31 protein-coding genes and 1 tRNA gene are annotated in these 25,427 nt (G+C 35.8%); 18 read left to right on the forward strand and 14 right to left on the reverse strand.

The genetic code is table 11. From position 1 onward, the window contains the following. Positions 1 to 9: 9 nt before the first annotated feature. The 4 genes from rpoC to PHF10_03465 all read left to right on the forward strand — a co-directional run bounded on the left by rpoC (position 10) and on the right by PHF10_03465 (position 5,581). Positions 10 to 3,807: a DNA-directed RNA polymerase subunit beta' gene (rpoC, locus tag PHF10_03450; protein MDD5534778.1), complete on the forward strand. Its 3,798-nt coding sequence runs from the start codon at positions 10 to 12 to the stop codon at positions 3,805 to 3,807. Between the two features lie 24 nt (positions 3,808 to 3,831). Beyond that, a complete protein-coding gene (locus PHF10_03455) occupies positions 3,832 to 4,611 on the forward strand; it encodes a hypothetical protein (protein MDD5534779.1) in 780 nt (259 codons plus the stop codon). Between the two features lie 4 nt (positions 4,612 to 4,615). After that, a complete protein-coding gene (gene ndk, locus PHF10_03460; GenBank protein ID MDD5534780.1) occupies positions 4,616 to 5,083 on the forward strand; it encodes a nucleoside-diphosphate kinase in 468 nt (155 codons plus the stop codon). Between the two features lie 72 nt (positions 5,084 to 5,155). Beyond that, the gene (locus PHF10_03465) at positions 5,156 to 5,581 is read left to right on the forward strand and encodes a hypothetical protein (protein ID MDD5534781.1); all 426 of its coding nucleotides are present in this window, start codon (positions 5,156 to 5,158) and stop codon (positions 5,579 to 5,581) included. A gap of 207 nt (positions 5,582 to 5,788) precedes the next feature. On the opposite strand, the gene PHF10_03470 is transcribed toward PHF10_03465, so the two are convergent. The 8 genes from PHF10_03470 to PHF10_03505 all read right to left on the reverse strand — a co-directional run bounded on the left by PHF10_03470 (position 5,789) and on the right by PHF10_03505 (position 11,343). Then, positions 5,789 to 5,998 carry a DUF1858 domain-containing protein gene (locus tag PHF10_03470; GenBank protein ID MDD5534782.1) on the reverse strand — a complete coding sequence of 70 codons (210 nt, stop codon included), beginning with the start codon at positions 5,996 to 5,998 and terminating at the stop codon, positions 5,789 to 5,791. Between the two features lie 11 nt (positions 5,999 to 6,009). Continuing rightward, entirely contained in the window at positions 6,010 to 7,263 is a 1,254-nt protein-coding gene (locus PHF10_03475; protein ID MDD5534783.1) for a Ni/Fe hydrogenase subunit alpha, read from the reverse strand. Positions 7,264 to 7,307: 44 nt separating this feature from the next. Further along, positions 7,308 to 7,661: a four helix bundle protein gene (locus tag PHF10_03480; GenBank protein MDD5534784.1), complete on the reverse strand. Its 354-nt coding sequence runs from the start codon at positions 7,659 to 7,661 to the stop codon at positions 7,308 to 7,310. 47 nt (positions 7,662 to 7,708) lie between these two features. After that, positions 7,709 to 8,494 carry a hypothetical protein gene (locus PHF10_03485; protein ID MDD5534785.1) on the reverse strand — a complete coding sequence of 262 codons (786 nt, stop codon included), beginning with the start codon at positions 8,492 to 8,494 and terminating at the stop codon, positions 7,709 to 7,711. A 32-nt stretch (positions 8,495 to 8,526) separates the two neighbouring features. Next, positions 8,527 to 9,168 carry a DUF6390 family protein gene (locus PHF10_03490; GenBank protein ID MDD5534786.1) on the reverse strand — a complete coding sequence of 214 codons (642 nt, stop codon included), beginning with the start codon at positions 9,166 to 9,168 and terminating at the stop codon, positions 8,527 to 8,529. Next, positions 9,162 to 9,383 carry a HypC/HybG/HupF family hydrogenase formation chaperone gene (locus tag PHF10_03495; GenBank protein ID MDD5534787.1) on the reverse strand — a complete coding sequence of 74 codons (222 nt, stop codon included), beginning with the start codon at positions 9,381 to 9,383 and terminating at the stop codon, positions 9,162 to 9,164. The genes PHF10_03490 and PHF10_03495 overlap by 7 nt, the downstream gene beginning before the upstream one ends. A gap of 139 nt (positions 9,384 to 9,522) precedes the next feature. Beyond that, the gene (locus PHF10_03500) at positions 9,523 to 10,332 is read right to left on the reverse strand and encodes an FAD/NAD(P)-binding protein (protein MDD5534788.1); all 810 of its coding nucleotides are present in this window, start codon (positions 10,330 to 10,332) and stop codon (positions 9,523 to 9,525) included. Positions 10,333 to 10,335: 3 nt separating this feature from the next. Further along, positions 10,336 to 11,343 (reverse strand): 4Fe-4S dicluster domain-containing protein, encoded by a 1,008-nt coding sequence (locus PHF10_03505; protein MDD5534789.1) that lies wholly within the window; start codon positions 11,341 to 11,343, stop codon positions 10,336 to 10,338. A gap of 317 nt (positions 11,344 to 11,660) precedes the next feature. On the opposite strand from PHF10_03505, the gene PHF10_03510 reads away from it, so the two are divergent. Continuing rightward, positions 11,661 to 12,110 (forward strand): hypothetical protein, encoded by a 450-nt coding sequence (locus PHF10_03510; GenBank protein MDD5534790.1) that lies wholly within the window; start codon positions 11,661 to 11,663, stop codon positions 12,108 to 12,110. Between the two features lie 59 nt (positions 12,111 to 12,169). On the opposite strand, the gene dut is transcribed toward PHF10_03510, so the two are convergent. From dut to PHF10_03540, 6 genes are all read right to left on the reverse strand, one after another. Continuing rightward, the gene (gene dut / locus PHF10_03515; protein ID MDD5534791.1) at positions 12,170 to 12,607 is read right to left on the reverse strand and encodes a dUTP diphosphatase; all 438 of its coding nucleotides are present in this window, start codon (positions 12,605 to 12,607) and stop codon (positions 12,170 to 12,172) included. 6 nt (positions 12,608 to 12,613) lie between these two features. Further along, positions 12,614 to 13,222 (reverse strand): ImmA/IrrE family metallo-endopeptidase, encoded by a 609-nt coding sequence (locus tag PHF10_03520; GenBank protein ID MDD5534792.1) that lies wholly within the window; start codon positions 13,220 to 13,222, stop codon positions 12,614 to 12,616. Positions 13,223 to 13,230: 8 nt separating this feature from the next. Continuing rightward, positions 13,231 to 13,608 (reverse strand): helix-turn-helix transcriptional regulator, encoded by a 378-nt coding sequence (locus tag PHF10_03525; GenBank protein ID MDD5534793.1) that lies wholly within the window; start codon positions 13,606 to 13,608, stop codon positions 13,231 to 13,233. A gap of 223 nt (positions 13,609 to 13,831) precedes the next feature. Beyond that, on the reverse strand, positions 13,832 to 15,235 hold the full coding sequence (locus PHF10_03530; GenBank protein ID MDD5534794.1) for a polysaccharide deacetylase family protein: 1,404 nt from the start codon (positions 15,233 to 15,235) through the stop codon (positions 13,832 to 13,834). Positions 15,236 to 15,282: 47 nt separating this feature from the next. Then, a tRNA-Pro gene (locus tag PHF10_03535) sits at positions 15,283 to 15,353 on the reverse strand. A gap of 51 nt (positions 15,354 to 15,404) precedes the next feature. Beyond that, a complete protein-coding gene (locus tag PHF10_03540; protein ID MDD5534795.1) occupies positions 15,405 to 15,575 on the reverse strand; it encodes a L28 family ribosomal protein in 171 nt (56 codons plus the stop codon). Between the two features lie 61 nt (positions 15,576 to 15,636). Between PHF10_03540 and PHF10_03545 the strand changes: the two genes are divergently transcribed. The 13 genes from PHF10_03545 to rpsC all read left to right on the forward strand — a co-directional run bounded on the left by PHF10_03545 (position 15,637) and on the right by rpsC (position 25,396). Then, on the forward strand, positions 15,637 to 16,236 hold the full coding sequence (locus PHF10_03545) for a site-2 protease family protein (GenBank protein MDD5534796.1): 600 nt from the start codon (positions 15,637 to 15,639) through the stop codon (positions 16,234 to 16,236). Positions 16,237 to 16,308: 72 nt separating this feature from the next. Continuing rightward, the gene (gene rpsL / locus PHF10_03550; protein MDD5534797.1) at positions 16,309 to 16,728 is read left to right on the forward strand and encodes a 30S ribosomal protein S12; all 420 of its coding nucleotides are present in this window, start codon (positions 16,309 to 16,311) and stop codon (positions 16,726 to 16,728) included. Between the two features lie 33 nt (positions 16,729 to 16,761). Next, entirely contained in the window at positions 16,762 to 17,232 is a 471-nt protein-coding gene (rpsG, locus tag PHF10_03555; GenBank protein MDD5534798.1) for a 30S ribosomal protein S7, read from the forward strand. Between the two features lie 11 nt (positions 17,233 to 17,243). Next, positions 17,244 to 19,343, forward strand: a complete 2,100-nt coding sequence (fusA, locus tag PHF10_03560; protein ID MDD5534799.1) for an elongation factor G — start codon at positions 17,244 to 17,246, stop codon at positions 19,341 to 19,343. 150 nt (positions 19,344 to 19,493) lie between these two features. Continuing rightward, positions 19,494 to 20,699: an elongation factor Tu gene (gene tuf / locus PHF10_03565; protein ID MDD5534800.1), complete on the forward strand. Its 1,206-nt coding sequence runs from the start codon at positions 19,494 to 19,496 to the stop codon at positions 20,697 to 20,699. 59 nt (positions 20,700 to 20,758) lie between these two features. Next, positions 20,759 to 21,112 carry a 30S ribosomal protein S10 gene (gene rpsJ, locus PHF10_03570; GenBank protein MDD5534801.1) on the forward strand — a complete coding sequence of 118 codons (354 nt, stop codon included), beginning with the start codon at positions 20,759 to 20,761 and terminating at the stop codon, positions 21,110 to 21,112. Positions 21,113 to 21,251: 139 nt separating this feature from the next. After that, the gene (gene rplC, locus PHF10_03575; GenBank protein ID MDD5534802.1) at positions 21,252 to 21,866 is read left to right on the forward strand and encodes a 50S ribosomal protein L3; all 615 of its coding nucleotides are present in this window, start codon (positions 21,252 to 21,254) and stop codon (positions 21,864 to 21,866) included. Positions 21,867 to 21,889: 23 nt separating this feature from the next. Then, complete coding sequence (gene rplD / locus PHF10_03580; protein MDD5534803.1) at positions 21,890 to 22,537, forward strand: 50S ribosomal protein L4; 648 nt, start codon at positions 21,890 to 21,892, stop codon at positions 22,535 to 22,537. A 7-nt stretch (positions 22,538 to 22,544) separates the two neighbouring features. Beyond that, positions 22,545 to 22,955 carry a 50S ribosomal protein L23 gene (gene rplW / locus PHF10_03585; protein MDD5534804.1) on the forward strand — a complete coding sequence of 137 codons (411 nt, stop codon included), beginning with the start codon at positions 22,545 to 22,547 and terminating at the stop codon, positions 22,953 to 22,955. Positions 22,956 to 22,961: 6 nt separating this feature from the next. Beyond that, complete coding sequence (gene rplB / locus PHF10_03590; GenBank protein ID MDD5534805.1) at positions 22,962 to 23,804, forward strand: 50S ribosomal protein L2; 843 nt, start codon at positions 22,962 to 22,964, stop codon at positions 23,802 to 23,804. 3 nt (positions 23,805 to 23,807) lie between these two features. Continuing rightward, positions 23,808 to 24,152, forward strand: a complete 345-nt coding sequence (gene rpsS / locus PHF10_03595) for a 30S ribosomal protein S19 (GenBank protein ID MDD5534806.1) — start codon at positions 23,808 to 23,810, stop codon at positions 24,150 to 24,152. A 6-nt stretch (positions 24,153 to 24,158) separates the two neighbouring features. Continuing rightward, the gene (gene rplV, locus PHF10_03600; protein ID MDD5534807.1) at positions 24,159 to 24,752 is read left to right on the forward strand and encodes a 50S ribosomal protein L22; all 594 of its coding nucleotides are present in this window, start codon (positions 24,159 to 24,161) and stop codon (positions 24,750 to 24,752) included. A gap of 8 nt (positions 24,753 to 24,760) precedes the next feature. Beyond that, entirely contained in the window at positions 24,761 to 25,396 is a 636-nt protein-coding gene (gene rpsC / locus PHF10_03605; GenBank protein MDD5534808.1) for a 30S ribosomal protein S3, read from the forward strand. Positions 25,397 to 25,427 lie beyond the last annotated feature (31 nt).

A 25,427-nucleotide genomic window follows, 5' to 3' on the forward strand; every position in this document is an offset into this window, starting at 1 on the left:
TTATTTTTTATGTCTACTCCTTCAACAATTAGAACATTGTCTTTGCCGGATGAAAAGTTAAGGAAGAATTCTGATTTTGATTCTATCAGACTGAAAATCGCTTCACCTGAAGAAATACTTAATTGGTCTTATGGAGAAGTGATAAAACCTGAGACTATCAATTATAGAACCGAGAGACCGGAACGAGACGGTTTGTTTTGCGAAAGAATTTTCGGTCCGACCAAAGATTGGCAATGCTCTTGCGGAAAATATAAAAAAATTCGCTATCGCGGAATTGTTTGTGATCGATGCGGAGTGGAAGTAACCAGGTCAATCGTCAGAAGAGAAAGAATGGGACACATAAAATTGACCGTGCCGGTGACTCATATTTGGTTTTTGCGCGGCGTACCTTCAAAAATAGGATTGATTTTGGATATGTCCATTCAGTCTTTGGAAAAAGTGGTTTATTTCGCCAATTTCATTATTACTGAAGTTAAAGAAGATTTAAAAAAAGCCACTCTTGATGAAATAGAACAAGAATATAAAGACAAAAAGAAACAAATTAAAAATGAATTGACAGGTGAAGAATTTAATAAAGAGACAGATCGGCTCAAAGCTTTATACGATGAAACAAAAAAAGAAATAAACAGTATTCATATTAAAAATTTATTAACCGAACCGCAATACAGAGATTTATCTTTAAAATACGGACATTTTTTTGAAGTTGGCATTGGCGCTGATGCGGTCTCAAAACTTCTTCAAAATGTTGATTTGTTGAAATTGATCAAAGATTTGGAAAAAGAAATAAAACACACCATTAATCTTTTGAAAAGACAAAAATTGATCAAAAGATTGAAATATATTAAAAATTTTCATAACAACAAACTCAAGCCGGAGAATATGGTTTTGACCGTTATTCCGGTTATTCCGCCTGATTTGCGCCCGCTCGTTCAACTTGACGGAGGCAGATTCGCTTCTTCCGACTTGAATGATTTATACAGAAGGGTTATTAATCGCAATAACAGATTGAAACGTTTGCACGAACTCAATGCGCCGGAAGTAATTTTACGAAATGAAAAAAGAATGCTTCAAGAAGCAGTTGATTCTTTAATGGATAATGATATGCGAAGCGGAAAAACAGTGGTTGCTTCCACTGGTCAGCAAAGACCGTTAAAATCTTTAGCTGATATTTTGAAAGGCAAACAAGGAAGGTTTCGTCAAAATCTTTTGGGAAAAAGAGTTGATTATTCCGGACGTTCAGTTATCGTTGTCGGTCCGAAATTGAAACTTTATCAATGCGGTTTGCCAAAAACAATGGCTATCGAACTTTTCAAACCGTTTATTGCCTGCGAACTTATTAAAAGGGGATTGGTTCACAATGTCCGCAGCGCCAATCGCTTGATAGAACAGGGGACGGAAGATGTTTGGGCTATTTTGGAAACAATTATTCAAACCGCTTATGTATTATTAAACCGCGCGCCAACCTTGCATCGTTTGGGCGTTCAAGCTTTTCAGCCGGTTCTGATAGAAGGAAAAGCAATTCAAATTCATCCTTTGGTTTGCGCCGCTTTTAATGCTGACTTTGACGGAGATCAAATGGCTGTTCATATTCCTATTACTGAAGAAGCGCGCCGAGAAGCCAAGGAAATTTTATTATCATCTAAAAATCTTTTAAAACCCGCAACCGGAGAACCGATTATTATTCCGGCCAAAGATATGGTTTGGGGAGCTTATTGGATGACGACATTGGAGAAAAAAGAAAAACAAGAAATGAAATTTTTCTCTTCTCAAAATGAAGCTGAGTTGGCTTATAAATTGGGCAAGGTCAGTTTGCGTCAGATTATTAAAGCAAGAGTGCTTGATCCTTCAAATAATAAAGATATAAAAATATTGGAAACCAGTGTTGGAAGATTGATTTTTAATTCCATTTTACCTGTTGGGCTTTATAAAATGGACAAAGTAGTGGATAAAAATAAATTAAAACAAATCATTGAAGATTGTTTGGAAATTTACGACGAAGAAACGACAGTCACGATGCTTGATAAAATAAAAGAAACTACTTTTTCTTATTTAACCACTTCCGGTCTTTCTTGGGGGATGGATGATTTACCGACTCTTGAAGGAAAAGATAAAATTATCAAAGAAGCGGAGAAAAAAGTGGATGAAGTCCAGGATCAATTCAATATGGGTCTTTTAACCGAAGAAGAACGGTATCAGAAAAGCGTTGCCGTTTGGTTAAGCGCCAAAGATGTTATCGTTGATCTTTGTAAAAAATCTTTATCTTACACAAATACGGTTATTTCCATGGTTAACTCCGGAGCAAGAGGTTCTTGGGCGCAGTTAGCTCAGATGTTCGGTACAAAAGGTATTGTTTCTTCGCCAACCGGAAGATTGATTGAATTGCCCATTAAATCTTCTTTTAAAGAAGGGTTTAATGTTTTGGAATTCTTCATCGCCACTCATGGTTCAAGAAAAGGTGTTTCTGATACGGCTTTGAGAACCGCCAGTGCCGGTTATCTTACTCGAAGAATGGTTGATGTTTGTCAAGATATATTAATTAATGAAGAAGATTGCGGAGACAAAGAAGGATTTAAAATAACCAGAGAAGATAATAAAATAATGGGTGAAACATGGGAGGCCAGATTATTAGGCCGAACTTCATTGGTAGAAATTAAAGATCCGAAAACAGGTAAGGTTGTCGTTAAAGCCAATGAAATTGTTACCAGAGATATTGCCAAAAAAATTAATGAAATTGATCCGGAAGAATTTATTATTCGTTCGGTTTTGACTTGCAAAAGCGACAAAGGAATATGCGCCAAGTGTTATGGTTATGATTTAGGTTTTAATAAACCGGTTAAACTTGGTGTTCCGGTCGGTATTGTGGCCGCTCAATCCATTGGTGAACCTGGTACGCAGCTTACCTTAAGAACCTTCCATACGGGAGGTATTGCCGGTAAAGATATTACCCAAGGTTTGCCGAGAGTTGAAGAACTTTTTGAAGCCAGGCCGGTTAAAAGAAAAGCGGTTATGGCTCGACATAACGGCAATGCGGAATATATTGACGAAAATGATCAAAAAATTATTAAAATTAAATATCGCGGCGCGAAAGAAGATGTTTTTGTCATTCATGAAGATGAAGCATGGGATGTCAAAGTTAAAGAAGGCAAGACGGTTGATAAAAATGATGTTCTGGCGGTTTTTGAGAAACAAAAGATTGTTGCCAAACATAAGGGTGAAGTTAAATTTGACGGTAATTTTATTAAAGTGGTTTATGAGGACGATGACGCGGAAGAATACGACGTGGCCGGTTATACCGTCTGGATAAAAAATGGTGCTAAAGTGGAAGTCGGGCAGCAATTGACCGATGGATCTCTTGATTTATTGGAATTGTATGAATTAAGAGGAAAAGAAGCGGTCGCAAAGTATATTCTTAAAGAAATTCAATATATTTATTCTTCACAAGGACAGAAAGTTAATGACAAACATGTGGAAACGCTTGTTCGCCAAATGTTTTCAAGATGTTTGGTCAAAGAAAGCGGCGATACGAATCTTTTGTCCGGCGAAACAATATCCAAGGGTTATTTAATCAGATGCAATAAAGAGGTTAAAAAAGACGGAGGAGAATTGGCTGAAGCGGAAGAATTGTTATTGGGAATCACCCGTGTGTCTCTTTCAACCGACAGTTGGTTGTCCGCAGCTTCTTTCCAGGAAACACCGAGAGTTTTGATTAATGCGGCCGTAAGCGGCAGAAGAGATGAACTGAAAGGATTAAAAGAAAATGTTATTATCGGCAGATTGATTCCGGCAGGTACGGCTTGGAAAAAATAAAGAGTTTTTATAATATTTAGTCAGATGACAAAGAAATTAACAAATTTTTTGTTTATTCTAATTATAGGGTGTATTGTCCCCAAAATAGTTTTTGGGGACAATTTTAATTCAGTTGATATTGAAAAGGCGAAAAGCTTGGAGGCGAATCAAAAAGTGAAAGTTCAGGGTATTGTTATAGTGGAACCGGACGTTTTATCCAGTCAATTTTTTTATCTTAACGGCATTCAAATTTATTCTTACAAAAAAGATTTCCCTCAATTATCTGTTGGCGACGAAGTTTCGGTACAGGGAATAATTTCAAAAATTAAGGGTGAAACAAGAATTAAAACAGCCACTAAAAATGATATTAAAGTTCTAAATAGGGGAATGGCGGCTGCGCCTCAGATAAAAGAAATAAAGGAAATTAATTTCCAATCAATCGGTTATTTGATAAAAATATCCGGTAAAGTGATTGAAAGAACAGGCACTAATGTTTTTATTAATGACAATACAGGCGAGATACTGGCTTATTTCAAACAATATGTTAAAATAGATTTGTCAAAAATTAAAGAAGGAGATGTAATTGAAATTACCGGAATTTTAGCCCAGAATAATGATACTTGGCGTCTTTTGCCTCGCTTGGCCGAAGATATTAAAATTTTATCCGTTAATCAAAATATTCAATCAAAGCCGAATCTTTATTTATTGGGTTCAACTGCCAAGGTGATTGATTTCCAAAAATTAAAACCGTATTTTATCGCCAGTTCTGTCGTTTTACTTCTTGCCTTAATCATCTTTTTAATTATTAAAAATAAACAAAAATAATTTTATGGAACGAACATTAGTTTTATTAAAACCGGATGCTCTTCAAAGAAATTTATTGGGCGAAATTGTTTCGCGTTTTGAAAGAAAGGGACTTAAAATTGTCGGAATCAAAATGATGAAATTGTCAGATGAAGTTTTGGCTGATCATTATTCTCATCATCGTGACAAGCCGTTTTTTGGCAAGTTGGTTAATTTTATGCAAAGCGCGCCGGTAGTAGCCATGGTCTTGGAAGGAATAGAAGCAATAGGAGCGGTACGGCTTTTATGCGGTCCAACTTCTGGACGCAAGGCTGATGCAGGCAGTATCAGGGGTGATTTTTCAATGAGCGTTCAACATAATATCGTTCATGCTTCAGATTCACTAGAGTCGGCAGAAAAGGAAATTTGGAGATTTTTTAATCAAAATGAAATTTTCGATTATCCCAAAATAGATCTTTCTGCCATTTACGGCGAAGAAGATTTGGAGAAATAAAACGGGGTTGACATTTTCTAAAATTTTTGATATTATGTAGATAATATATAGTTCGTAAAAAAGGAGGAAAATGTGAAAGATAAAATCTTTGAATTATTTTTTGGCAGTTATTGTTGGTGGAGATTTGCGCTACAAATGTTTTTTGGTTGGTTATTGCTTGTCGTCTCCACTATTTTAATTGTTTTAACTTCAGTCTCGGAAATAGTTTGTAATGTTTTGGGTGCGCTCATTTTAAGAGAGCCGCGCTTGGCTGAAAAAATAGAAATTAATTGGTTTGGGAAATCCACAATTATAAAATTTCTAGAATTTGAAGAAGAATTTTTCAGACAAATGTCAATATTCGGAATAGAGGAGAATGATCTTATTTGGTTTTGTTGGCGGATATTTATAACTATTCCTTATAGCTTGCCGTTTATTTTGATAATGGAAATAGCCATAAAGATTGTTGATTTAATCAACCGAGGTCTTTATTGGTTGTGCCGAGGGGGTGAAGAATGAGGATTATACGAGGCATATTTTTTATTATAAGAGCAGTAATTCTTGTAATAAGAGATTTGATTATGATAATAGGATTTGTATTAGGGGGAATCCTCTTTGTGATATGGGTGGGGATATTCGGTTTATTCCGGTCTCATATGGAATAAAAAAATAAAAAAGCCTTTTAACTAAATGTTAAAAGGCTTTTAAATTTGAAGCGGTTAAAGATTATTTAATGACTTTATTCAAATCTTTCAATAATTCTCCAAGATTTAATTCATATCTTTCGGCTATCATACCGATTCTTAATTTATCCATTTCAAAACTGGCCATTGGACAGCTTAAACAGGGTAAATTATATTTCATTAAAATTTTTTCCGCCTGGGGATGGCTCAAAATTTCTTTTAAAGTTGTTTCTTCAGTTATTTTATTTGTCATAATTTTATTTTTTAATGGACGGCGCAAGAAATGCATAAATCATAAGCTCTGACCAGCATTTCTATTTTTTGCCGTTTTTGATTAGGGGATAATTTTTTTAAACTCGGAATGAATGTTTCCAGGTCTTTTTCCAAATTAAACAGAAATTGAGCAGTCGGAGTAATAATATTGGCCTTAACGATTTTGCCCTGATTGTCTATTTGATAAGCGTGAATCAGTAGTCCTCGCGGCGCCTCACAGGCTCCGACTCCATATCCGGCTTTAATTTTATAAGATACGCGATAGATTTTATTTTTTGATTTCAAATGCTTTTGCAGAAGTTTTTGAGTTTCTTCAATGAGATGGATTATTTCTATCATTTGGGCAGTTACATTATGGAAGGTATTATAACAAGGCAACTCAAGTCCTAATTTTTTCATTGCTTGGCGGGCATTTTTATTGAGTTTATTGCCGGCGATATTCAATCTGGCTAATGGCCCGACCAAATAAGGCTGCTGATTGCGTTTCACCATGTTTATTATTTCATTCGCTCGTTGAAATTCAATTAATCCTGAGCTGTATTTCTGGGCCGGAATTGATAATTTTTCCGAAGAAGAAATATTGCCTTCATAGATTGCGTATTCTTTGTTATTTTTAAGTCCGACAAATTCAGTTTTTCTGGAAAATTTATTGATTTTTATTTTTCCAAACCAGTCAGATAAATCAATGGCGCTGGCTAAAATTTCCGGTTGTTTTTCCAAAAGTTTTTTTAATTTTTCCTGATTCGGAGCTTTTAAAAATCCTCCGATATTGGCTGACATCGGATGAACCGAACGGCCGCCGATTGTTTCAATCAATTCATTGCCGAATTCGCGAATTTTAATGATATTTTGAAAGGCCGCGGAATGTTTTGACATCAAATCCAAGCTGTTTTCCAAGCCAAGATAATCAGAAGAGGCCATTAAAATATGAAGAGCGTGACTTTGAATAATTTGTCCATTAAGCATTATTTTTCTTAAATTCACGATTGGCTCGGGAATTTTTATTTTTAAAGCCGCTTCAAGCGCTTTGGAGGCGGTGATACAATGAACAGCCGGGCAAAGTCCGCAAATTCTGGCCGTAATCAGCGACGCTTCTTCAATTGGCCGGCCAATAAGAATGCCTTCAATTAATCTCGCTCCTTCTTTAACCTCCATTCTGGCTTTAAGTATTTTACCGTTTAAAATATTCGCTTCCATGCCCGCGTGGCCCTCAATTTTATTTATGTGTTTAATGGTTAAGTTCATAAGCTTACTAAGTTGATAAGTATATAAGTTAATAAATTGATAAATTATTTTTGAACTTTTATCCAAGAATTTAACATTTTGCTTACTTCTTCGGTTAAAATAATAATATCTTGATATTTTGTTTCATCGATATAAGTTAAATCTTTTGATAATAATATTTGATATCTCGTTTCTTCTAATGAACCATTGGCAATCATGTAAAAATGAATTCGATCTTTTAATGTTGTTCTTCTAAAACCCTCGACAATATTGGAAGCAATAGATACTGCCGCTCTTCGCAGCTGGCTAGATAAACCATATTTTTCTTCTTCAGGGAATTGTTTGGTAATTTTATAAATTTTTAAAACCAATTCGTGAGCTTTCTGCCAAACCTTAATGTCTTGAAAACTTTTAATCATACTTATCTGCTTAGTTAGCTTAATTACTTATTAACTTATCTGCTTAGTTAGCTTATCAGCTTCTTAAATTCGTCTTTAACGCCGAATTTTTCCAAAAGATTGTTTAAATCTTCATCGCTTAATCCTTGTCTTTTAAAAATTTTTATTAAATTTTTTGCCGCCGGTTTGGATAAAAATCCGCGGCAAGCTGAACAAATCTCTCCGCTTTTTAAGCAAATTGCTTGGCATCCGCCCAAAGTAATCGGCCCGAGGCAGGGGAGTCCTTTTTGGAGCAGGCAATCATATTCTCTGATTTGGCATTCATAACAAACCGGTCGTTGAGGAATACATGGTATTTTACCGACTAATAATGAAGCGATTATTTTGGCAATTTCTTTTTTATTCGGCGGGCAACCGGGTATTTCCAAATCTATTTTTACATACTCTTTTAAGGGTTTAATTAATGGGTTCTCAATATTTTTTGTTGATTTATAAATCTGTTTAATTAGTTTTTCTCTGTCGCGATAGTTTTTTATTTCCGGAATTCCTCCAATGCAAGCGCAAGCGCCTATGGCGATTAAAAATTTGCTTTGTTTTCTAAATTGTTCTAATGTTTTGAGATTTTCTTTTGTTACCACCGAACCCTCAACAAAAGCAATGTCAAATTTTGTCGGTGATTTACCGCTTTTTACCAAAGGAAATTCAGTTATTTGCAGTCGATCAACGACGCCCTTGAGAAGTTGTCCCAGGTTGATAATTTCCATTAAACAGCCGTTACAGGCGGTTAAAGAAATAATGGCAACAGTTGGTTTTTCCCGCCCTAGGCGGGTCGGCTTTGAGTTGATATTTATCATAGTAATTATTTTTTTAGAAACACTCAGACAATTTAATTTGTCTGAGTGTTTATGAATTCAAGGGCTCTTAAGGTGCTTTCAAGTAAACTTTTTTTCTTGGAAGAGTCAAGAATTTGTCGCGCTGTTCTCCAATGTATTGAGATCCAATCGTTGATTTTAAGATTTGGCAAGAGCTTCGGATACCAATTTATTTCTATCCTTACTTTTTCGCCAAACGAAATTTTATCCTTAAATTCTAACGGCTGGACTTCTACCACAATTTTTTTTACCAATGACCCTTCTTTTTTGATTTCTTTAACTTCACCAAAAGAAATCATGCAATCTTCTATACCGTACTTGATTAAAGTTGGTATCTCGGAAGGTTTTATTTTTGGCATATTGTTCAGGACCGTGAAATTGTGATTCAAGGCACTGTTTTTTTGACTTGTCCATTTATATCCAAGCCAATAAGCCTCAATTACCTTGGTGGTGTACGGATTACTGATTTTCAAAAGCTTAGCAATTGTTCCGTAATAACAGGTGGGTTTCAATTTTGGGAGCGCCTCTCTTGCTTCATATCGGAATTTTTTTCCATTTGAGGCGATAAATTTTTTGAAAATTTCCGATGTTTTCAACTCTTTATCGCGTTGGCATCCCCAGGAATAAATTGCTGCTAAAATTTCGCCCTTTAACATTTTTTACCTCCTTTGCCCTTTTGGGGCTTTAAAATTTTTAAAGACTCTTTCGCTTCTTTTTGAGATATTTTTTTAACCGCAAATCCATTTTGGGCTAAAATATAATCTCCCTTTTTAAGTTTCGGCACTAAAGAAATATTTATTTCTTTATTACTGTCCGTTAAAGCTTTATCTTTATTTATCTTAATGATTTTTTGAGGGTTTGCAAGGCACATACCAAATTTTTTAAAATTTTAAGTTATTCATAACGCGAAAATTTTACTAAAAATTTGAGTACCCGCCCAGATTTTTCATTGAAAAACTTGGGCGGGTAACGATTTTGTTGCTCCGACTTAACGTCCGGAGACAAAATCGTTAAATCGCTCCAGGAATATTTTTTAATTCTTGATAAGAAAAAATTGGGCCGTGCTTGCAGGCATATTTTGAACCAATACTGCAATGTTGGCAAACGCCGATTCCGCAATGCATTCTTCGTTCCAAAGACAGAAAAATATTCGCGTCATCTAGTCCGGCTTGTTTTAATTTTTGAATGACAAATTTATACATTACCGGTGGGCCGCATAAAATGGCGGTTGCGCTGCTGTCAACTTTTATTTTATCAAAAAGGGTGGTAATCAACCCGACATTTCCTTTCCAATTAGGACATTGTTTGTCCAAAGTGAGCGCCAAATTGGCGGATTTTTGCCAAGTTTTATATTCGTCTTTAAAAATCAAATCTTTTGCCTCGCAAGCCCCGTAAAAAATTTGCATTTTGAAATTTTTATTATTCTGATTGGCCAAAATTAACGGTCTTAAAGGAACTAGTCCCAAGCCACCGCCGATTAAAAGAATGTTGCCGGTCAGATTTTCGGGAAAGCCATTGCCAAAAGGTCCGCGAACAGTCAGCTGGTCGTTGATTTTTAATTGATGTATTTTTTTGGTTAATTGGCCTGCCTTGCGGACGCAAATTTGAAAATTTTTATTACTGTCATCCGGATTAGAGCAAACGGCAAAAGGCGCTTCAGAAAAAGAGGGGAGTCCGACTTCAATAAATTGGCCGGGAATAAATTTAAAATTTTTCTGATCTTCTTTATTTTTTAATTGCAAAGTAAAAAGTATGACTTCAGGCGTCTGTATTTTGATATTTTTAATAACTGCAATTTTGGGAAGATAAGAATTTAACATAAATTATTTTTTATTTTTTATGCTTTCTAATACTTCGTGAATCTTAATGCCGGCCGGGCAAACCATGGAGCATCGGCCGCAGCCAACACAGCCGGGGAAATTATATTCATCTGGGATGCGAACGAATTTATGATAATACCAATTGTAAATTCTCTCAGCCGTATTTTTTAAAAATTTATGACCGCCGGTTATTTCGGAAAATTCGGCGTAAAAACAAGAATCCCAGCATTTTTTTCTCATTCCCTCGTCTTTATTTAAGCAAGGTTGATCCGCCAAGCTGAAACAAAAACAAGTCGGGCAGACAATCGTGCATTTTCCGCATTCAATGCATCTTTGATCAAGATTTTGCCAAATATCGGTTTCAAGCGAGCCGGGCATTTTTTCTTTTATTTTTGTCATTTCCGGATTAGCCCCTTGTTCTTTAATCGGGCCGGCGTATTCAATGTGTTCAAAATCAGATTTCCAGCCGCTTTGTTTGGTAAAATCGTTTAAAATTTGCTGGCCCTTTTTAGAACCGGTAAAAATTTTAAATTCAGAAGATTTTTTTTCTTTTGCTTGACCTAAGAAAATATCAAATTGCAAATGTTCCAAAATATCTTCTTCGTATTTATCTTCCCAAACTTTGAAAGACAGAGATTGAAATTGGGGGATTTGAGATTGCCCGATAATTAAAGTATTGTTTAATCTGGCTTGATAATACGGATCTTTTTCAAAAACTTGATTATAAAGCAAAATGGCTTTAAGATCAAAAATGCTGACTCCGATTAAAGCTTGCTTAAAAGCGGTTAAATCAGCCTTAAAATCGTCTTTTTTGTATTTAAATAAAATCTCCCGTGAAGGCACGAGAAATTTTTTAAAAGAATATAACGGTAATTGGCCGGAAAAATCAAGCTGAGACGGCTCGTTAATCGGTTTAATCAAAATTTGTCCGTCTTCTTTTATTGGACCAATAACAATATAGTTTTTTTCTTGAAGCCATTTAATGAATTTTTGCAACTGTTTTTTATCCATACCAGGTAGTGATCCGCCCATAATTTTACAATAAAATTATTAAGGAGGACAATATTTTTTTATTTTAGATAGATTTTATCTATATACCAAGTTGTAATTTTTGGCGGACTACTACCTGGCATAATTTAAACATACCAGATTTATTAATTTTGTCAAAATTTTATTCTTGACCCCGCACCTTTTGGCGATGGTATTTTTTAAATGCGAAGCATGTCGCCAAAAGGTGCGGGGTTGACATTTTCAAAAAATTTTGCTATTATAATAACAACCAAATAATTAAGTTTGGGGATAGTAGTACACCAAAAAGGAGGTGGAAAATGAGAATAAGTTTAAGCAAAGAGGACTTTACAACTTTAGTCATATTGGCTCTTTTAGTCATATTAACTTTTCTATTGGTATGGCAATGGCAAATTACTTTGCTAATAACTAAAGGATTAGCCCTTCCATTAGCCATAATTTATGGATTGGCAACATGGGAATTAAAAGTTAAGCCCCTTTCTCCACGCAGTATTTTTGAAGAAAACTATAAGACAGAAATAACTCAAAATGGGATGGTTGGATTCTGGACATGTTTATTGATATTCTTCTTAGCAGCGACTATTACGGATGTTTTAGGTACAATGGGTATAATGACTATGGGAGATTTATTAGAAACAAAGCATAAATGGCCATGGTTTATAGCGATTGATGTTATTCTTATAGTCTGTCTGTTTATTTCAAAAAGAAGACGGGATAGCCTACCATTGAACTCAAAAGAAAAAACTTAATTCTCAAAAAACAAAAGGTCTTCCGATAGTATTTCGGAAGACCTTTAAAATTAAAAAATTTACTTTTTTCCGGTTGAGCCGAAACCGCCGCGGGATTTTTCGCTGATTTTTTCCGTTTCTTGCCAAACAACTTTTTTTACCGGGATAATCAAACCTTGAGCAATCCTTTCACCAACTTCTATTTTTACCAATTTGGCGGAAAAATTATAAGCGGCAAAATTTATTTCATCTGCTGGACCATTAAAATCCTGATCAACAATGCCGATATTATTAGCCATCATCAAGCCTTTTTTAAATGTTCCGCTTCGGCTGGCAATCAAAAGAAAATGGCCGGCCGGTACTTTGATAATCAGATTGGTCGGTAAAAGTTTAATTTCTTGAGGTTTTATTTCTGCGGCAATTCTGGAATAAATGTCAAAAGCTGCGGCGCCTTTTGTCTTGTATTCAGGCAAGGGGAGTGATTTGTCAATTCGTTTGATTTTTATTTTATTGCTCATATTTTTTTAATGACTCTCGCTCAAAACAATTTCCATTGCTTCCTGGGAAACGCCGAAAATCGGAGCCAAAGGTATTGCTAAATAAGAATTTTGCGATTTATCATCTGAGATTTTAATAAATTCAGGATTTTGTTTTAATTGGTCAATCAATTTCTTCTTTTCAATTTCCAATTTTTCGCGCGGCACCAGCAAATAGCCGGCGAATTTGTTGGCTTGGGTTTCCAAATATCCGTATTGCTCAGCCGGTATTTGTTCAACCAATTCGTAAAGCTTATAAATATTATTCAGTTTAAAAGCGCTGTAAATGTCTTTGTGCAGAATATAATGTCCTATTTCATGAGCAAATGAAAATCTTAATCTGTTTTGCTGCCGATCGTCTTTATACATGTCGGCGTCAACATAAAGAGTTTGCCAATTAAAAGAAATATGCGCGTCCATATCGCAGTCGCGCCTTAAATTCGGAATGGGAATAATTTGAATTTTTAATTTACCATCTATAATTTTTTCAATGTCCACCGGCAACAATTCTCCGCAATATCTGTCCCGAAATTCATCTGCCGCTTTTTTAATTTCTTCTTTACTTATAAATGGCACCCTTATATCGCAATAATCCATATTATTTTTTAGGCATTTCTGATTAATTCTATCAAACGATCAATTTCCACTTTGGTCGGTTTCTCGTTTCTTAAAGTTCGGAAAAATACCGGCAAATATCCAACGGCATCACCTTGAGATAAAATATCTTCCGGGATAATGCCCTGATTTATTTGCGCTTCGTCCGTGAATTCTTGTAATTCTTTTTCATTTCCGGAAAGTCCCAATGCCTTGGCCCATTTAATCAATGTGTTAGCGTCCGCCGGGGGAGAGATTCGCCCTCTTTCTATCTTGCTCCAATTGCTCGGATCATAATTGACCAATTTGCATACTTCTCTCAAACTAAGATCATTTTTAATTCGTAATTCTTTCAAAGTTTCGCCGAATTTTTGCAAGTTTTTATTCATAAATTTATTGATTACGTTTTTTATTTTTAAAATTGACCTGTGGTATAACTATACCACAGAAAATAAAAAAATACAAATATCTTGTGGATAACTTTTTGATTCTTAAATAGCTATAAAATTTGAGTTTTCATCTGATGAAATAATTAGAAATTTTCATTTTATTTTAATTTTACTAAACGTTTTTTCACGGCCGTGAAAAAACGTTTAGTACTTACTTGTTTTATTACAAAGTGACGAAAATATAACCCTGATTTTTCAATTCTTTGATAATAATATAAAGAGCCTTAATCGTCTCTTCGCGATTAGCTTTGTGATCTAAATTTAATCCGTCATGTAAAACAATAATTGAACCGGAGTGGACATTTTTTAAAATATTTTTGGAAATACTTTCGGCTTTGGCATATTTAAGATAATCAGTCGTCATGTTATTCCACTCAATCATTCGTAATCCTTCTTGACGCGCGCTTTTTAACATCGTCGGAGTGCGCCAGCCGTGCGGCGGCCTGAAAAGAGTAGGGTGTTCGCCGGTTGTTTGAAAAATAATTTCATTGGTTTGACGGATTTCTTGTTCAATGTTTTTTGCTTTTTCAAAAGGCAAACCAAAAGAATGATAATAACTGTGGTTTCCTATTTCGTGGCCTTGATCTGCAATATTTTTGGCGATATTCGGATATGTCGCCACATTGTCGCCGACTAAAAAGAAAGTCGCCTTAATATCTTCATCTTTTAAAATTTTTAAAATTTCCTCTGTATATTGGCCATTGGGGCCGTCATCAAATGTAAGCGCAACCATTTTTCGTTGATTTTTTTGGGCAGGTATTTTATTTTCCACCTTGCCGAAGAGTTGAGATCTCGGACTGCAAATTCCATAAATTATAATAGTTAAAATAACGAAAATTTTTCCTGTGGTCAAAATTACTTTATTTTTAAAAACAAGAACGGGCTTCTTTAATATAAAAAATATACAATAATTAATTGTATAGAGACAGATGGTTTTTAAAAATCCTGATTTTTGATAACGTCTTGCCGAGGTGGTTGCCCAAAGATTTTTAAAATAATAAACCTTGCCGACTGAAATCATTTTTTTCGTTAAATCGGCATCCTCGCCGTAAAATTTAATATCAGTGTTAAAGCCACCGATATCGGTCAGTTTATTTTTTTTAATTGCGAAATTGCCGCCGACAATCAAACGTATTAATTTTATTTTGAAACAAAAGAAGAAACCTTTGATAAAATTATTAATTGCTTTGCCGCCATCATAAAAAGTAAAAGGATTATAAACAACTACTGCATCCCGATGAGATTTAATAAAAAAGGCTATCTTTTCCAAATAGTCTTCGGGTACGATAAAATCGGCGTCAGTATAAACCAACCAGTCGCCTTGAGCGTTTTCTAGGCCGCTTTGTCGCGCTTGTGGCAAGCCAATTCTTGGCTCGTAAATATATTTGACATTGTTTTTTTTAACAATTTCAGCCGTGTTGTCAGTGCTGGCATTATCAACAACAATAATTTCAGAGGGTTGTAATTTTTGTTTTTTAAAAGAATCTAAACAATTTTGGATATAACCGGCTTCGTTCCGGGCAGGAATGATTACGGAAAATTTTATAGAAGTTTCGTCTTTATCCATTTTTATTTATTATTATGAAATAAAAAATTGGGACAAATTTTTTATTATCGGGATACCCGGAGTCGAACCGGGGCTGCACCCACCCCAAGGGCGCGTCCTACCGCTAGACTATACCCCGAATTAAAAACTCAAAAATAAATTTTTTAATTTTTTATTTTTGAGTTTCAAATTATTTTTTCTTCATTGCCTTCGCGCATCTGGTACAAACTTTCACCCTCTTGCCAGAAATCGTTTTTGTCTGTAAATTTATAAACTGTCTCTTTAAGGTGTGAACCTTGGAATGCGATCGGGAAGCGTCTGTTGACGGTCCGCGTTTGCAAATTGAACAAGTTCTAGACATAAAATTAAATTGATTATAATTAATGTTTTAATAATAACAGAAAGTTAAAAATTTGACAAGTATGTTTTTTCTTTTAATCATCATTTTCTCGGCCATTATTCATGAATATATGCACGCTTGGACAGCGGATCGCTTGGGCGACCCCACGGCCAAATTAATGGGACGATTAACTTTAAATCCTTTGGCGCATATTGAATTGTTCGGGACTATTTTAATGCCCTTCTTATTATATGTTTTATCAGGCGGACGTTTTTTAATCGCCTCCGCCAAACCGGTTCCCATTAATCCGAACGCTTTAAGCAATAAAAAATACGGAATGGCGATTGTCGGCGCAGCCGGACCTTTGGCGAATTTTATAGTTGCCTTAATTTTCGGTTTGATAATCAGGGTTTTACCTCCAAGTTCCTTTACTTCTTTTTTGAGTATTATTGTTTACGCAAATATTTTATTATTTGTTTTTAATTTGATTCCGGTTCCGCCGCTTGACGGTTCAAGAATTTTATTTGCTTTTCTGCCGCCTCGTTTTCAATATTATTCTTTGGTTATAGAACGCTATGGTTTTATGATTTCATTGATTGTCGCTTTCCTGATTTTTCAACTGATTCAACCGATTATGTTTTGGATTTATCATTTACTTGTCGGTCGGTCATTATTATTTTAATTTGACTTGACAAGATTTTTAGATAGTTTACAATATTTAATTACTATCTAAACTAACTTAAATTTTTTTAGTATGCCAACTATAAATCAATTAGTAAAAAGAGGAAGAAAAAAAGCTGTTAAGAAATCCAAAAGTGTCGCATTGCAGACAACTTTTAATGTTCTAACAAGAAGAAGAAAAAGTGCACCGTCCGGACATCCGTTTTTAAGAGGTGTTTGTTTAAAAGTGACAACCATGACACCTAAAAAACCAAACTCCGCTCTTCGAAAAATCGCCAGGCTTAGATTATCCAATGGAATGGAAGTTACCGCTTATATTCCGGGAATCGGCCATAATCTTCAAGAGCATTCAGTGGTTATGATAAAAGGCGGAAAAGTTAAAGATTTGCCAGGTGTTCGTTATCATATTGTTCGCGGTGTTTATGATGCCAGCGGCGTTGAAGGACGAAAACAGAGCCGAAGTCTTTATGGTGCTAAAAAAACTAAAAAATAAAATCAAGTTTAATTTATTTATTTAATTTAAAGTATGAGAGGAAAACAATCTATAAAAAGAAAAATTTTACCGGATATCAAATATAATTCGTTAAAGTTGGCGAAATTCATTAACTATATAATGGAAAGGGGAAAGAAAACAACTGCCCAAAAAATAGTTTATGGCGCGATTGATATTTTGGCCAAACAAAACAATAAAGACGGATTAGAAGTTTTTAATCAAGCCATGGAAAATATTTCTCCAATGGTTGAATTGAGATCTCGCAGAGTTGGCGGAGCCAACTATCAAGTTCCGGTTCAAACTACTGAAGATCGCCGTTTTGTCTTGGCTTCACGCTGGATAATTGAAGCAGCCAGAAATCGCAAAGGCAAGGCTATGGCTGAGAAATTAGCCCAAGAAATGACAGATGCCTTGAATAATCAAGGATTGGCAATCAAAAAAAAGGACGATGTTTATCGTATGGCTGAAGCAAATAAGGCTTTTGCTCATTTTGCTCAATATTAATTTTAAATTTTATGCCCAGAGAATATAGTTTACATCAAACACGTAATATAGGTATTATCGCTCATATTGACGCCGGTAAAACCACAGTTTCCGAGCGTATTTTATATTATACCGGTAAAAAACATAAAATCGGAGAAGTTCATGAAGGCGCAGCTGAAATGGATTGGATGGTTCAAGAAAGAGAAAGGGGGGTAACAATTACTGCCGCGGCCACCACGGTTTTTTGGCAAGTTCCAGGAGAAGAATTAGTCCGCATCAATCTTATCGACACTCCGGGCCATATTGATTTTACGGCCGAAGTTCAGAGATCTTTAAGAGTTTTGGATGGCGGCGTAGTGGTTTTTGACGGAGTCGCCGGTGTAGAACCGCAATCAGAAACTGTTTATCATCAGGCGGAAAAATTTAAAGTGCCTTTAATTGCTTTTGTTAATAAAATGGACAGAATGGGCGCGGATTTTTATGCTGACATCGCTTCTATTCATGAAAGATTAACGCCAAGTGCCCGACCGGTTCAATTGCCGATTGGCGCTGAGTCTAATTTTAAAGGCATTATTGATTTATTCACTCGTAGAGCCACTGTATATTATGATGAAATGGGAAAAGATATGAGAGAAGAAGATGTGCCTCAAGACATGAAAGAATTAGTTGAAAAATACAGAGCGGAATTGATTGAAGCCATTGTTGAACAAGATGATAAATTAATGCAGCAATATTTGGGTGGTAAAGAACCGCCAATAGAAGAATTAAAAAAAGTTTTACGCCAGGCAGTTATTAATAATAAAATAATGCCGGTTTTTTGCGGTTCAGCTTTAAAAAATAAAGGAGTTCAATCATTATTGGACGGAATTTGCACATATTTGCCTTCACCATTGGATGTTCCTCCGCTCGAAGGTACGGTTCCGGATACTGATAAAAAAGAGATTCGTAAAGCTGATGATAACGAACCGTTCTCCGCTTTGGCTTTTAAAATCGCCACTGATCCGTTTGTGGGAAGATTATGTTATTTTAGAGTTTATTCCGGCCATTTGCCGGCAGGTTCTTATATTTTAAATACTACGACCGGTAATAAAGAAAGAGTCAGCAGAATCGTAAGAATGCACGCCAATCAAAGAGATGAAATCAATGAAGTTTTTGCCGGAGACATTGCCGCCATTGTCGGTATTAAAAATACCCGCACCGGCGACACGCTTTGTGATCCCGATCATCCGATTACTTTGGAGAATATCGTTTTCCCGGAACCGGTTATCTCTATTGCCGTTGAACCGAAAACTAAAATTGATCAAGAAAAAATGGGTGTGGTTATTTCAAAATTGGTTGAAGAAGATCCAACATTTAAAGTTAAAGTTGATGAAAATACCGGCCAAACTATTATTTCCGGAATGGGAGAATTTCATTTGGAAATTATCGTTGATAGATTAAAAAGAGAATTCAAAGTTGATGTCAACGTCGGTCAGCCGCAAGTTGCTTATAAAGAAACAATTAGTCAAAAAGTGGAAATTCAAGGAAAATATGTTCATCAATCAGGTGGACGCGGTCAATACGGAGATTGTTGGTTAAGATTGGAACCACTTGAAAGAGGCAAGGGTTTTGAATTTGTTGACGAAATTAAAGGTGGTACGATTCCCAGAGAATATATTCCGGCTGTTAAAAAGGGTGTCATAGAATCAATGGCAAACGGCGTTTTAGCCGGCTTCCCGTTGGTTGATATGAAGGTTGCCGTGTTCGACGGTTCTTATCACGAAGTTGATTCTTCGGAAGCAGCGTTTAAAATTGCCGCTTCAAGAGCCATTAAAGAAGGAACCTTAAAAGCAAAACCTGTTTTATTAGAACCGGTAATGAAAATTGAAGTATTGGTTCCGGAAAAATTCATGGGAGAAATTATTGGCGATCTTAATTCTCGACGCGCTCAAATTCAAGGGACAAGAACTCGCGGACAAATGAGAGTAATTGACGCAACCGTACCGCTTGGAGAAATGTTCAGTTATACGACTGTTTTGAGATCTTTGACTGAAGGCAGAGGAAACTCAAATTTGGAATTTTCCAATTATGCCGAAGTGCCGATGAATGTTCAAAATAAAATTGTTGAAAAAGGAAAATCAACCATCAAATAATTTGTGGGTTTGTTGTGGAAAAGTAAGTATTGTCAAATTAAAATTAAAATAGTATACTTAACAGAATAATAATTTAAATTAATATTTTTAATTCGCGACTAATAAAATTTAAAAAGTAGTTCGCGATTAATTAATGAGGTAAATAAAAATATGGCAGAAAAAGAAAAATTTCAAAGAAATAAATCTCACGTCAATGTTGGTACTATTGGACACGTTGACCATGGTAAGACCACTTTAACTGCGGCTATTTTGCAATGTTTAAGAGCCAGCGGTATGAAAGCTGAAAATAGGTCTATTGACCAAATTGATAATGCCCCGGAAGAAAGAGAAAGAGGTATTACCATTGCTTTGGCTCACGTAGAATATGAAACAGCAAAACGTCATTATGCCCATATCGATTGTCCGGGCCATGCTGACTATATTAAAAACATGATCACCGGTGCTGCTCAAATGGATGGAGCAATTTTGGTCGTTTCCGCTGCTGATGGTCCAATGCCGCAAACAAGAGAGCACATTCTTTTGGCTCGCCAAGTAGGCGTGCCGGCCATTGTCGTTTTCTTAAATAAAACAGATATGGTTGATGATAAAGAATTCATTGAATTGGCTAAAGAAGAAGTAAAAGATTTACTTAGAAAAAATGAATTCCCGGCTGATGAAATTCCTTTTATCGAAGGTTCAGCTTTGAAAGCCTTGGAATGCAAATGCGGTAAAGCAGATTGTCCTCACTGCGGCCCGATTTTAAAATTAGTGGAAGCTTTGGACAGTTATGTTCCTGAGCCAAAAAGAGATACTGACAAACCTTTCTTAATGCCTATTGAAGATATTTTCTCCATTGAAGGAAGAGGCACTGTTGTGACTGGTAGAATTGAGAGAGGAGTGGTTAAAGTGGGCGATGAAGTTGAAATTATCGGTATCAGACCAACAATAAAAACAACTGTTATCGGCATTGAAATGTTTAGAAAATCATTAGATGAAGGTATGGCGGGCGATAATGCCGGTATACTTTTACGCGGTATCAAGAAAGAAGATGTGGAGAGAGGTCAGGTTATCGTTAAACCGGGCACTGTTGTTCCTCATTCTGAATTTGAAGGAAAGGTTTATATTCTTTCAAAAGAAGACGGAGGCAGACACACTCCATTCTTTAATGGTTATAAACCGCAATTTTATATCAGAACAACTGATGTGACCGGTGACGCTACTCTTCCGGAAGGAACAGAAATGGCCATGCCTGGAGATACGATTAATTTGAATATTAAATTGATCAAACAGGTCGCCTTGGAAGAACAACAGAAATTCGCTATTCGTGAAGGCGGAAAGACTGTTGGCGCGGGCGTCGTAACTAAAATAATTAAATAAATCTTTTATTCAACCCCCTAAATCTTAGGGGGTTGAAAAGATTTTGTTCTTTATATCAAATGTCAGAAGAAAAAAAGAAAATTAAACAAACTCAAAAAGAAGCTGATTTTAAGCCGCGTATTCGCATTAAAGTTAAATCATATGACCATCGTGTCATTGATGAAGCTTTGAAAAGCATTATTGAAGCGGTAAAAAGATCCGATGCCAAAATTATTGGACCGATTTTTTTGCCCACTGAAATAAAAAAGTTTACTGTTTTAAGGTCTTCTTTTGTTCACAAAGATGCGAGAGATCAATTTGAGAAGAGAATTCACAAACGATTGATTGACATCACGGATTTTGATCCGAAAACAATAGAAACTTTAACCAGTCTTCGTTTACCGGCAGGAGTGGATATAGAAATCAAGTTGTAATATTAAGTTGATTATTAATTTATTTAATTCATTTTTGAATGAAGTGATATTAAGTAAACAATTTTGGCCAGATTACGAGCCGGGCAGGTAGCCAGGCAGAAAAAACTTGGCTTTAACCCGACTTTTTTAATAAAAAGATATGAAGTTTATTCTCGGTAAAAAAATAGAAATGACTCAAGTTTTTCAAGACGATAATGTCGTCCCGGTGACAAAAATTGAAGCCGGTCCTTGTTGGGTCACTCAAATCAAAACGACAGAAAAAGATAAATATGAAGCGATTCAGATTGGTTTAGGTTTGCAAAAAAAAATAAATAAGCCCCTTGGAGGACATTTAAAAAATTTGCCCGCGGAAGTGAAAACTCAGAACAGATGGTTAAGAGAGTTTCGCGTTTCGGGTTCGGACTTGAAAATAGGGGATCAGATCAATGTTGATATTTTTCAAAAAGGAGAAAAAGTAAAAATTATCGGCACTTCAAAAGGAAAGGGTTTTCAGGGCGGCGTAAAAAGACATGGTTTCGCCGGTGCGACAAAAAGTCACGGCACCAAGCATGCTTTGAGAGAACCGGGTTCAATCGGCGCCACTGCTCCGCAAAGAGTTTTCAAGGGAATGAGAATGGCCGGACGAATGGGCGGCGAACAAACCACAGCTTTGAATTTGGAAATTATTGATATTCAACCTGAAAAGAATATAATTTTAGTCAAAGGCGCAGTTCCGGGAATGAGAGGAAGTTTATTGGAAATCAAATCTTTATAATTCAAAAATAAAATTTTTATCAGATGCCAAGTACAATTACCATCTACAATCAAAACGCGGAAAAAATAGGTGAGGAAAAATTAAATTCCCATATTTTTGGCGTTAAAGCGAATAAAAGCCTTATTCATCAGGTTGTGGTTGCTCAATTGGCCAATCGACGCGGCGCTTATTCTCATACTAAAACCAGAGGACAAGTTCGCGGCGGCGGCAAAAAACCTTGGGCGCAGAAAGGAACCGGACGAGCCAGAGTCGGTTCAATTCGCAGTCCATTGTGGCGCGGCGGCGGCATTATTTTCGGGCCGACCAATGAAAGAAATTTTTCTTTGAAAGTCAATAAAAAAGTCAAACGACAGGCGCTTTTAATGTGTTTGTCTGACAAAGTTTTGGAAAATAAATTATTCGTTTTGGATAAATTGGAAATACCGGAAATCAAAACAAAAGTTTTTGTTCAGATTTTGCAGAAATTTTTCCCTTTTGCCAAAAAATTAAAAGTAATAATTTGTCTTGAGGATAAAAATGAGACAGCTATGAAATCAGCCAGAAACATCAAAGGAGTCAAAATTATGCCGGTGACAAATTTAAATGTTTACGATCTGTTGTCTAATGAAAATTTATTCATTACTCTTGCGGGATTAAAGACAATAGAAAAGAATTTTAAATCCATAAAATAAATTCAGTATGTCTTTTATAAAAAAACAACCTACCAAGCCTCAAAATATTCCGGTTCAAAAAGAAATCGTGAAAACCGAAGAAATTCAGAAAACGGAAGAAAAACATTCAACCCCGTCTACTTCTACTAAAACCATTAAATTAGCTTATAAAATATTGATTAAGCCGATTATAACCGAGAAAATTGCTCAACAGGAAGCGGAAGGGCGATATGCTTTTCAAGTGGCAAGAGACGCGAATAAAATCGAAGTCCGAAAAGCGATTAAAGAACTTTATCATGTTAATCCGATTAAAGTTAATATTATGAAAGTCAGCGGCAAAGCGGTCAGATACGGCAAATCAAAAGGCAGAACTGTTAATTGGAAAAAAGCTTTAGTTTTTTTAGCAAAAGGCCAAAAAATAGAATTGGCAAAAAGATAATAATTTATGCTTCAAATTTATAAACCAACAACGCCAGGCAGGCGAAAAATGAGTATCGTCAAAAGTAAAGAATTGACGAGAGAAGAACCGAATAGGGGTTTGATTAATATAAAAAAATCAAGAGCCGGCAGAAGTCATGGACGGATAGCGGTCAGACATCAAGGAGCGGGAGAAAAAAAATTCTACCGACAAATTGATTTTAAACAAGATAAATTTAATATTCCCGGTAAAGTGGCAAGATTGGAATATGATCCGAATCGCACTTGCTGGATCGCTTTAATTTTTTATCCTGATGGAGAAAAAAGATATATTCTGGCTCCGGATAAACTTAAAGTCGGCGATACAGTGATGAGCTCAAAAGAAAAGATTGAGCCACAAACAGGGAACAGAATGCCTCTAAAATTTATACCTACGGGTTATAATATTTGCAACATTGAATTGCAACCGGGCACAGGCGGACAAATTGTAAGATCCGCGGGCGCGCTCGCAACTTTAATGACTTATGAAGGAAAATACGTCGGCGTAAAATTACCTTCAAGTGAAAGAAGGTTAATTTCAGAAAATTGTTCAGCAACAATCGGACAAGTTTCCAATCCGGAATGGCAGCATACTAATTGGGGCAAAGCGGGCAGAATGCGTCACAGAGGAATCAGACCGTCAGTCAGAGGAAAGGCGATGGCTCCTGTTGCTCATCCGCACGGCGGAGGCGAAGGCCATTCTCCAATCGGTATGGTTGCTCCTAAAACTCCATGGGGAAAGCCGGCTTTAGGCGTCAAAACACGCAATAAAAAGAAATGGACAAATAAATATATTATTAACCGAAGAGTTAAAAAGGTTAGAAAAAAATAAAATATGAGTAGAAGTCTTAAAAAGGGTCCGTGGATTGATCCTAAATTACTTAAAAAAATATCAAACTTAAAACCCGGAGACAAAACAATTATTAAAACTTGGTCCAGGGGATCAGTTGTTGTGCCGGAAATGGTGGGTTTTACTATTGCCATTCATAATGGCAAAATTCACGTACCATTGCTTATTATTGAAAATATGATTGGCCATAAATTGGGAGAGTTTGTTTTGACCAGAAAATTTGTCAGACATGGTGGCAAGATGCAAAAAGAAATGGAACAATCAGCGAGTATTGCCGCCGGCGCCAAAACTCAGGCTTCTCAAGTTGCTCCGCCAGCCGCTAAAAAATAAAAAATTATGAAAATATCCGTTACTACAAAACATTTGAAAATGTCTCCTAAAAAAATGCGACAAGTTGTCGCCGTGATTAGGAATATGGATGTTACGGACGCGATAGATCAATTGAATTTTATTCCGCGAAAAGCCAGTCTTTTGATATTAAAAACTTTAAAATCAGGCATTGCCAATGCTCAACATAATTTCAATTTGAAAAAAGAAAATCTTTTTATAAAAGAAATTTTTGTCAATCAAGGCCCGGTGTTAAAGAGATTTACTTCCAAGGCTTTTGGACGGGTGGGGGATATACACAAAAGAAGTTCTGATTTAACGATATTTTTAGATGAAAGAGTCGCTTCGAAAAATATAAAACCGATAACTCAAAAATTGGATAAAATCGTTCCGGAGTCGCAAGCAAAAGAAGAAGATAAGCCAATGGACAGAATCTCCGATGAAATTTCCGATTCAAAACCGAATAAGGAATTTTCAAAACCAAAAGAACAGAAAATCTTTGATGCTCATCGAAAAGGTAAATATAAGCCAGGAGGAAATAAAGATAAAAGTAAAAATACAGGTGGTACGCTTAAAAGATTATTTAATAGAAAAAGTATTTAATATATAGTATGGGACATAAAGTTAATCCAAAAATTTTTCGTATACCGGTCATTAGAGAATGGGAATCAAAATGGTTTGCCAAAGACTTGAAATTTAGGCAATTCTTGAAAGAAGATGTGTTGATGAGAAAATTTTTGGCTAAAAAATTTAAAAATTGCGGCATTTCCAAAGTTATTATTGAAAGATCGGTTAATATTATAAGAATTATTATTCATACGGCCAAACCGGGATTGATCATCGGCAAGGGAGGTATTGATATTGAAAAACTTAAGACAGAATTAAAAAAGAGTTTTATTCCAAAAGATATTTCGCTTGAAGTTAATGTTCTTGAAGAAGGCGCTCCGATGTTGTCGGCTGCTTGCTTGCTTGAAACCGCGATTGCCGAAGTGGAAAAAAGAACTCCAATTCGCCGAGTAATGAAAAAAACTCTCAAGGTAGCGCAAACTGGCGGAGCATTGGGAGCTAAAATTGTTGTAGGAGGAAGATTGGGAGGAGCTGAAATCGCCAGAGTTGAAAAATTAACTTGGGGTAAACTCCCACTTCATACATTAAGAGCGGATATAGATTATTCCAGGGGAGTCGCCCATACTCTTTATGGAGCGATAGGCCTAAAAGTTTGGGTTTATAAAGGATTAAAATTTTAATTAGGTCTAAGAAGCTAAAAAGCTAATTCCT

This window comes from Patescibacteria group bacterium (assembly GCA_028716665.1).
Lineage (GTDB): Bacteria > Patescibacteriota > Patescibacteriia > UBA2591 > JAQUPP01 > JAQUPP01.

Coding starts and splice junctions, on each gene's coding strand:
- PHF10_03540 (MDD5534795.1), bottom strand. CDS start 15,575: ATGTCTAGAACTTGTTCAATTTGCAAACGCGGACCGTCAACAGACGCT.
- PHF10_03505 (MDD5534789.1), bottom strand. CDS start 11,343: ATGGATAAAAAACAGTTGCAAAAATTCATTAAATGGCTTCAAGAAAAA.
- rplD (MDD5534803.1), top strand. CDS start 21,890: ATGCCAAGTACAATTACCATCTACAATCAAAACGCGGAAAAAATAGGT.
- PHF10_03475 (MDD5534783.1), bottom strand. CDS start 7,263: ATGAACTTAACCATTAAACACATAAATAAAATTGAGGGCCACGCGGGC.
- rplW (MDD5534804.1), top strand. CDS start 22,545: ATGTCTTTTATAAAAAAACAACCTACCAAGCCTCAAAATATTCCGGTT.
- PHF10_03530 (MDD5534794.1), bottom strand. CDS start 15,235: ATGGATAAAGACGAAACTTCTATAAAATTTTCCGTAATCATTCCTGCC.
- PHF10_03495 (MDD5534787.1), bottom strand. CDS start 9,383: ATGTGCCTTGCAAACCCTCAAAAAATCATTAAGATAAATAAAGATAAA.
- PHF10_03520 (MDD5534792.1), bottom strand. CDS start 13,222: ATGGATTATTGCGATATAAGGGTGCCATTTATAAGTAAAGAAGAAATT.
- rpsS (MDD5534806.1), top strand. CDS start 23,808: ATGAGTAGAAGTCTTAAAAAGGGTCCGTGGATTGATCCTAAATTACTT.
- rplV (MDD5534807.1), top strand. CDS start 24,159: ATGAAAATATCCGTTACTACAAAACATTTGAAAATGTCTCCTAAAAAA.
- PHF10_03480 (MDD5534784.1), bottom strand. CDS start 7,661: ATGATTAAAAGTTTTCAAGACATTAAGGTTTGGCAGAAAGCTCACGAA.
- rpsC (MDD5534808.1), top strand. CDS start 24,761: ATGGGACATAAAGTTAATCCAAAAATTTTTCGTATACCGGTCATTAGA.
- fusA (MDD5534799.1), top strand. CDS start 17,244: ATGCCCAGAGAATATAGTTTACATCAAACACGTAATATAGGTATTATC.
- rpsJ (MDD5534801.1), top strand. CDS start 20,759: ATGTCAGAAGAAAAAAAGAAAATTAAACAAACTCAAAAAGAAGCTGAT.
- PHF10_03525 (MDD5534793.1), bottom strand. CDS start 13,608: ATGAATAAAAACTTGCAAAAATTCGGCGAAACTTTGAAAGAATTACGA.
- rpsG (MDD5534798.1), top strand. CDS start 16,762: ATGAGAGGAAAACAATCTATAAAAAGAAAAATTTTACCGGATATCAAA.
- PHF10_03500 (MDD5534788.1), bottom strand. CDS start 10,332: ATGTTAAATTCTTATCTTCCCAAAATTGCAGTTATTAAAAATATCAAA.
- PHF10_03545 (MDD5534796.1), top strand. CDS start 15,637: ATGTTTTTTCTTTTAATCATCATTTTCTCGGCCATTATTCATGAATAT.
- dut (MDD5534791.1), bottom strand. CDS start 12,607: ATGAGCAATAAAATAAAAATCAAACGAATTGACAAATCACTCCCCTTG.
- rplB (MDD5534805.1), top strand. CDS start 22,962: ATGCTTCAAATTTATAAACCAACAACGCCAGGCAGGCGAAAAATGAGT.
- rpsL (MDD5534797.1), top strand. CDS start 16,309: ATGCCAACTATAAATCAATTAGTAAAAAGAGGAAGAAAAAAAGCTGTT.
- tuf (MDD5534800.1), top strand. CDS start 19,494: ATGGCAGAAAAAGAAAAATTTCAAAGAAATAAATCTCACGTCAATGTT.
- PHF10_03510 (MDD5534790.1), top strand. CDS start 11,661: ATGAGAATAAGTTTAAGCAAAGAGGACTTTACAACTTTAGTCATATTG.
- PHF10_03485 (MDD5534785.1), bottom strand. CDS start 8,494: ATGATAAATATCAACTCAAAGCCGACCCGCCTAGGGCGGGAAAAACCA.
- rpoC (MDD5534778.1), top strand. CDS start 10: ATGTCTACTCCTTCAACAATTAGAACATTGTCTTTGCCGGATGAAAAG.
- ndk (MDD5534780.1), top strand. CDS start 4,616: ATGGAACGAACATTAGTTTTATTAAAACCGGATGCTCTTCAAAGAAAT.
- PHF10_03490 (MDD5534786.1), bottom strand. CDS start 9,168: ATGTTAAAGGGCGAAATTTTAGCAGCAATTTATTCCTGGGGATGCCAA.
- PHF10_03470 (MDD5534782.1), bottom strand. CDS start 5,998: ATGACAAATAAAATAACTGAAGAAACAACTTTAAAAGAAATTTTGAGC.
- PHF10_03455 (MDD5534779.1), top strand. CDS start 3,832: ATGACAAAGAAATTAACAAATTTTTTGTTTATTCTAATTATAGGGTGT.
- rplC (MDD5534802.1), top strand. CDS start 21,252: ATGAAGTTTATTCTCGGTAAAAAAATAGAAATGACTCAAGTTTTTCAA.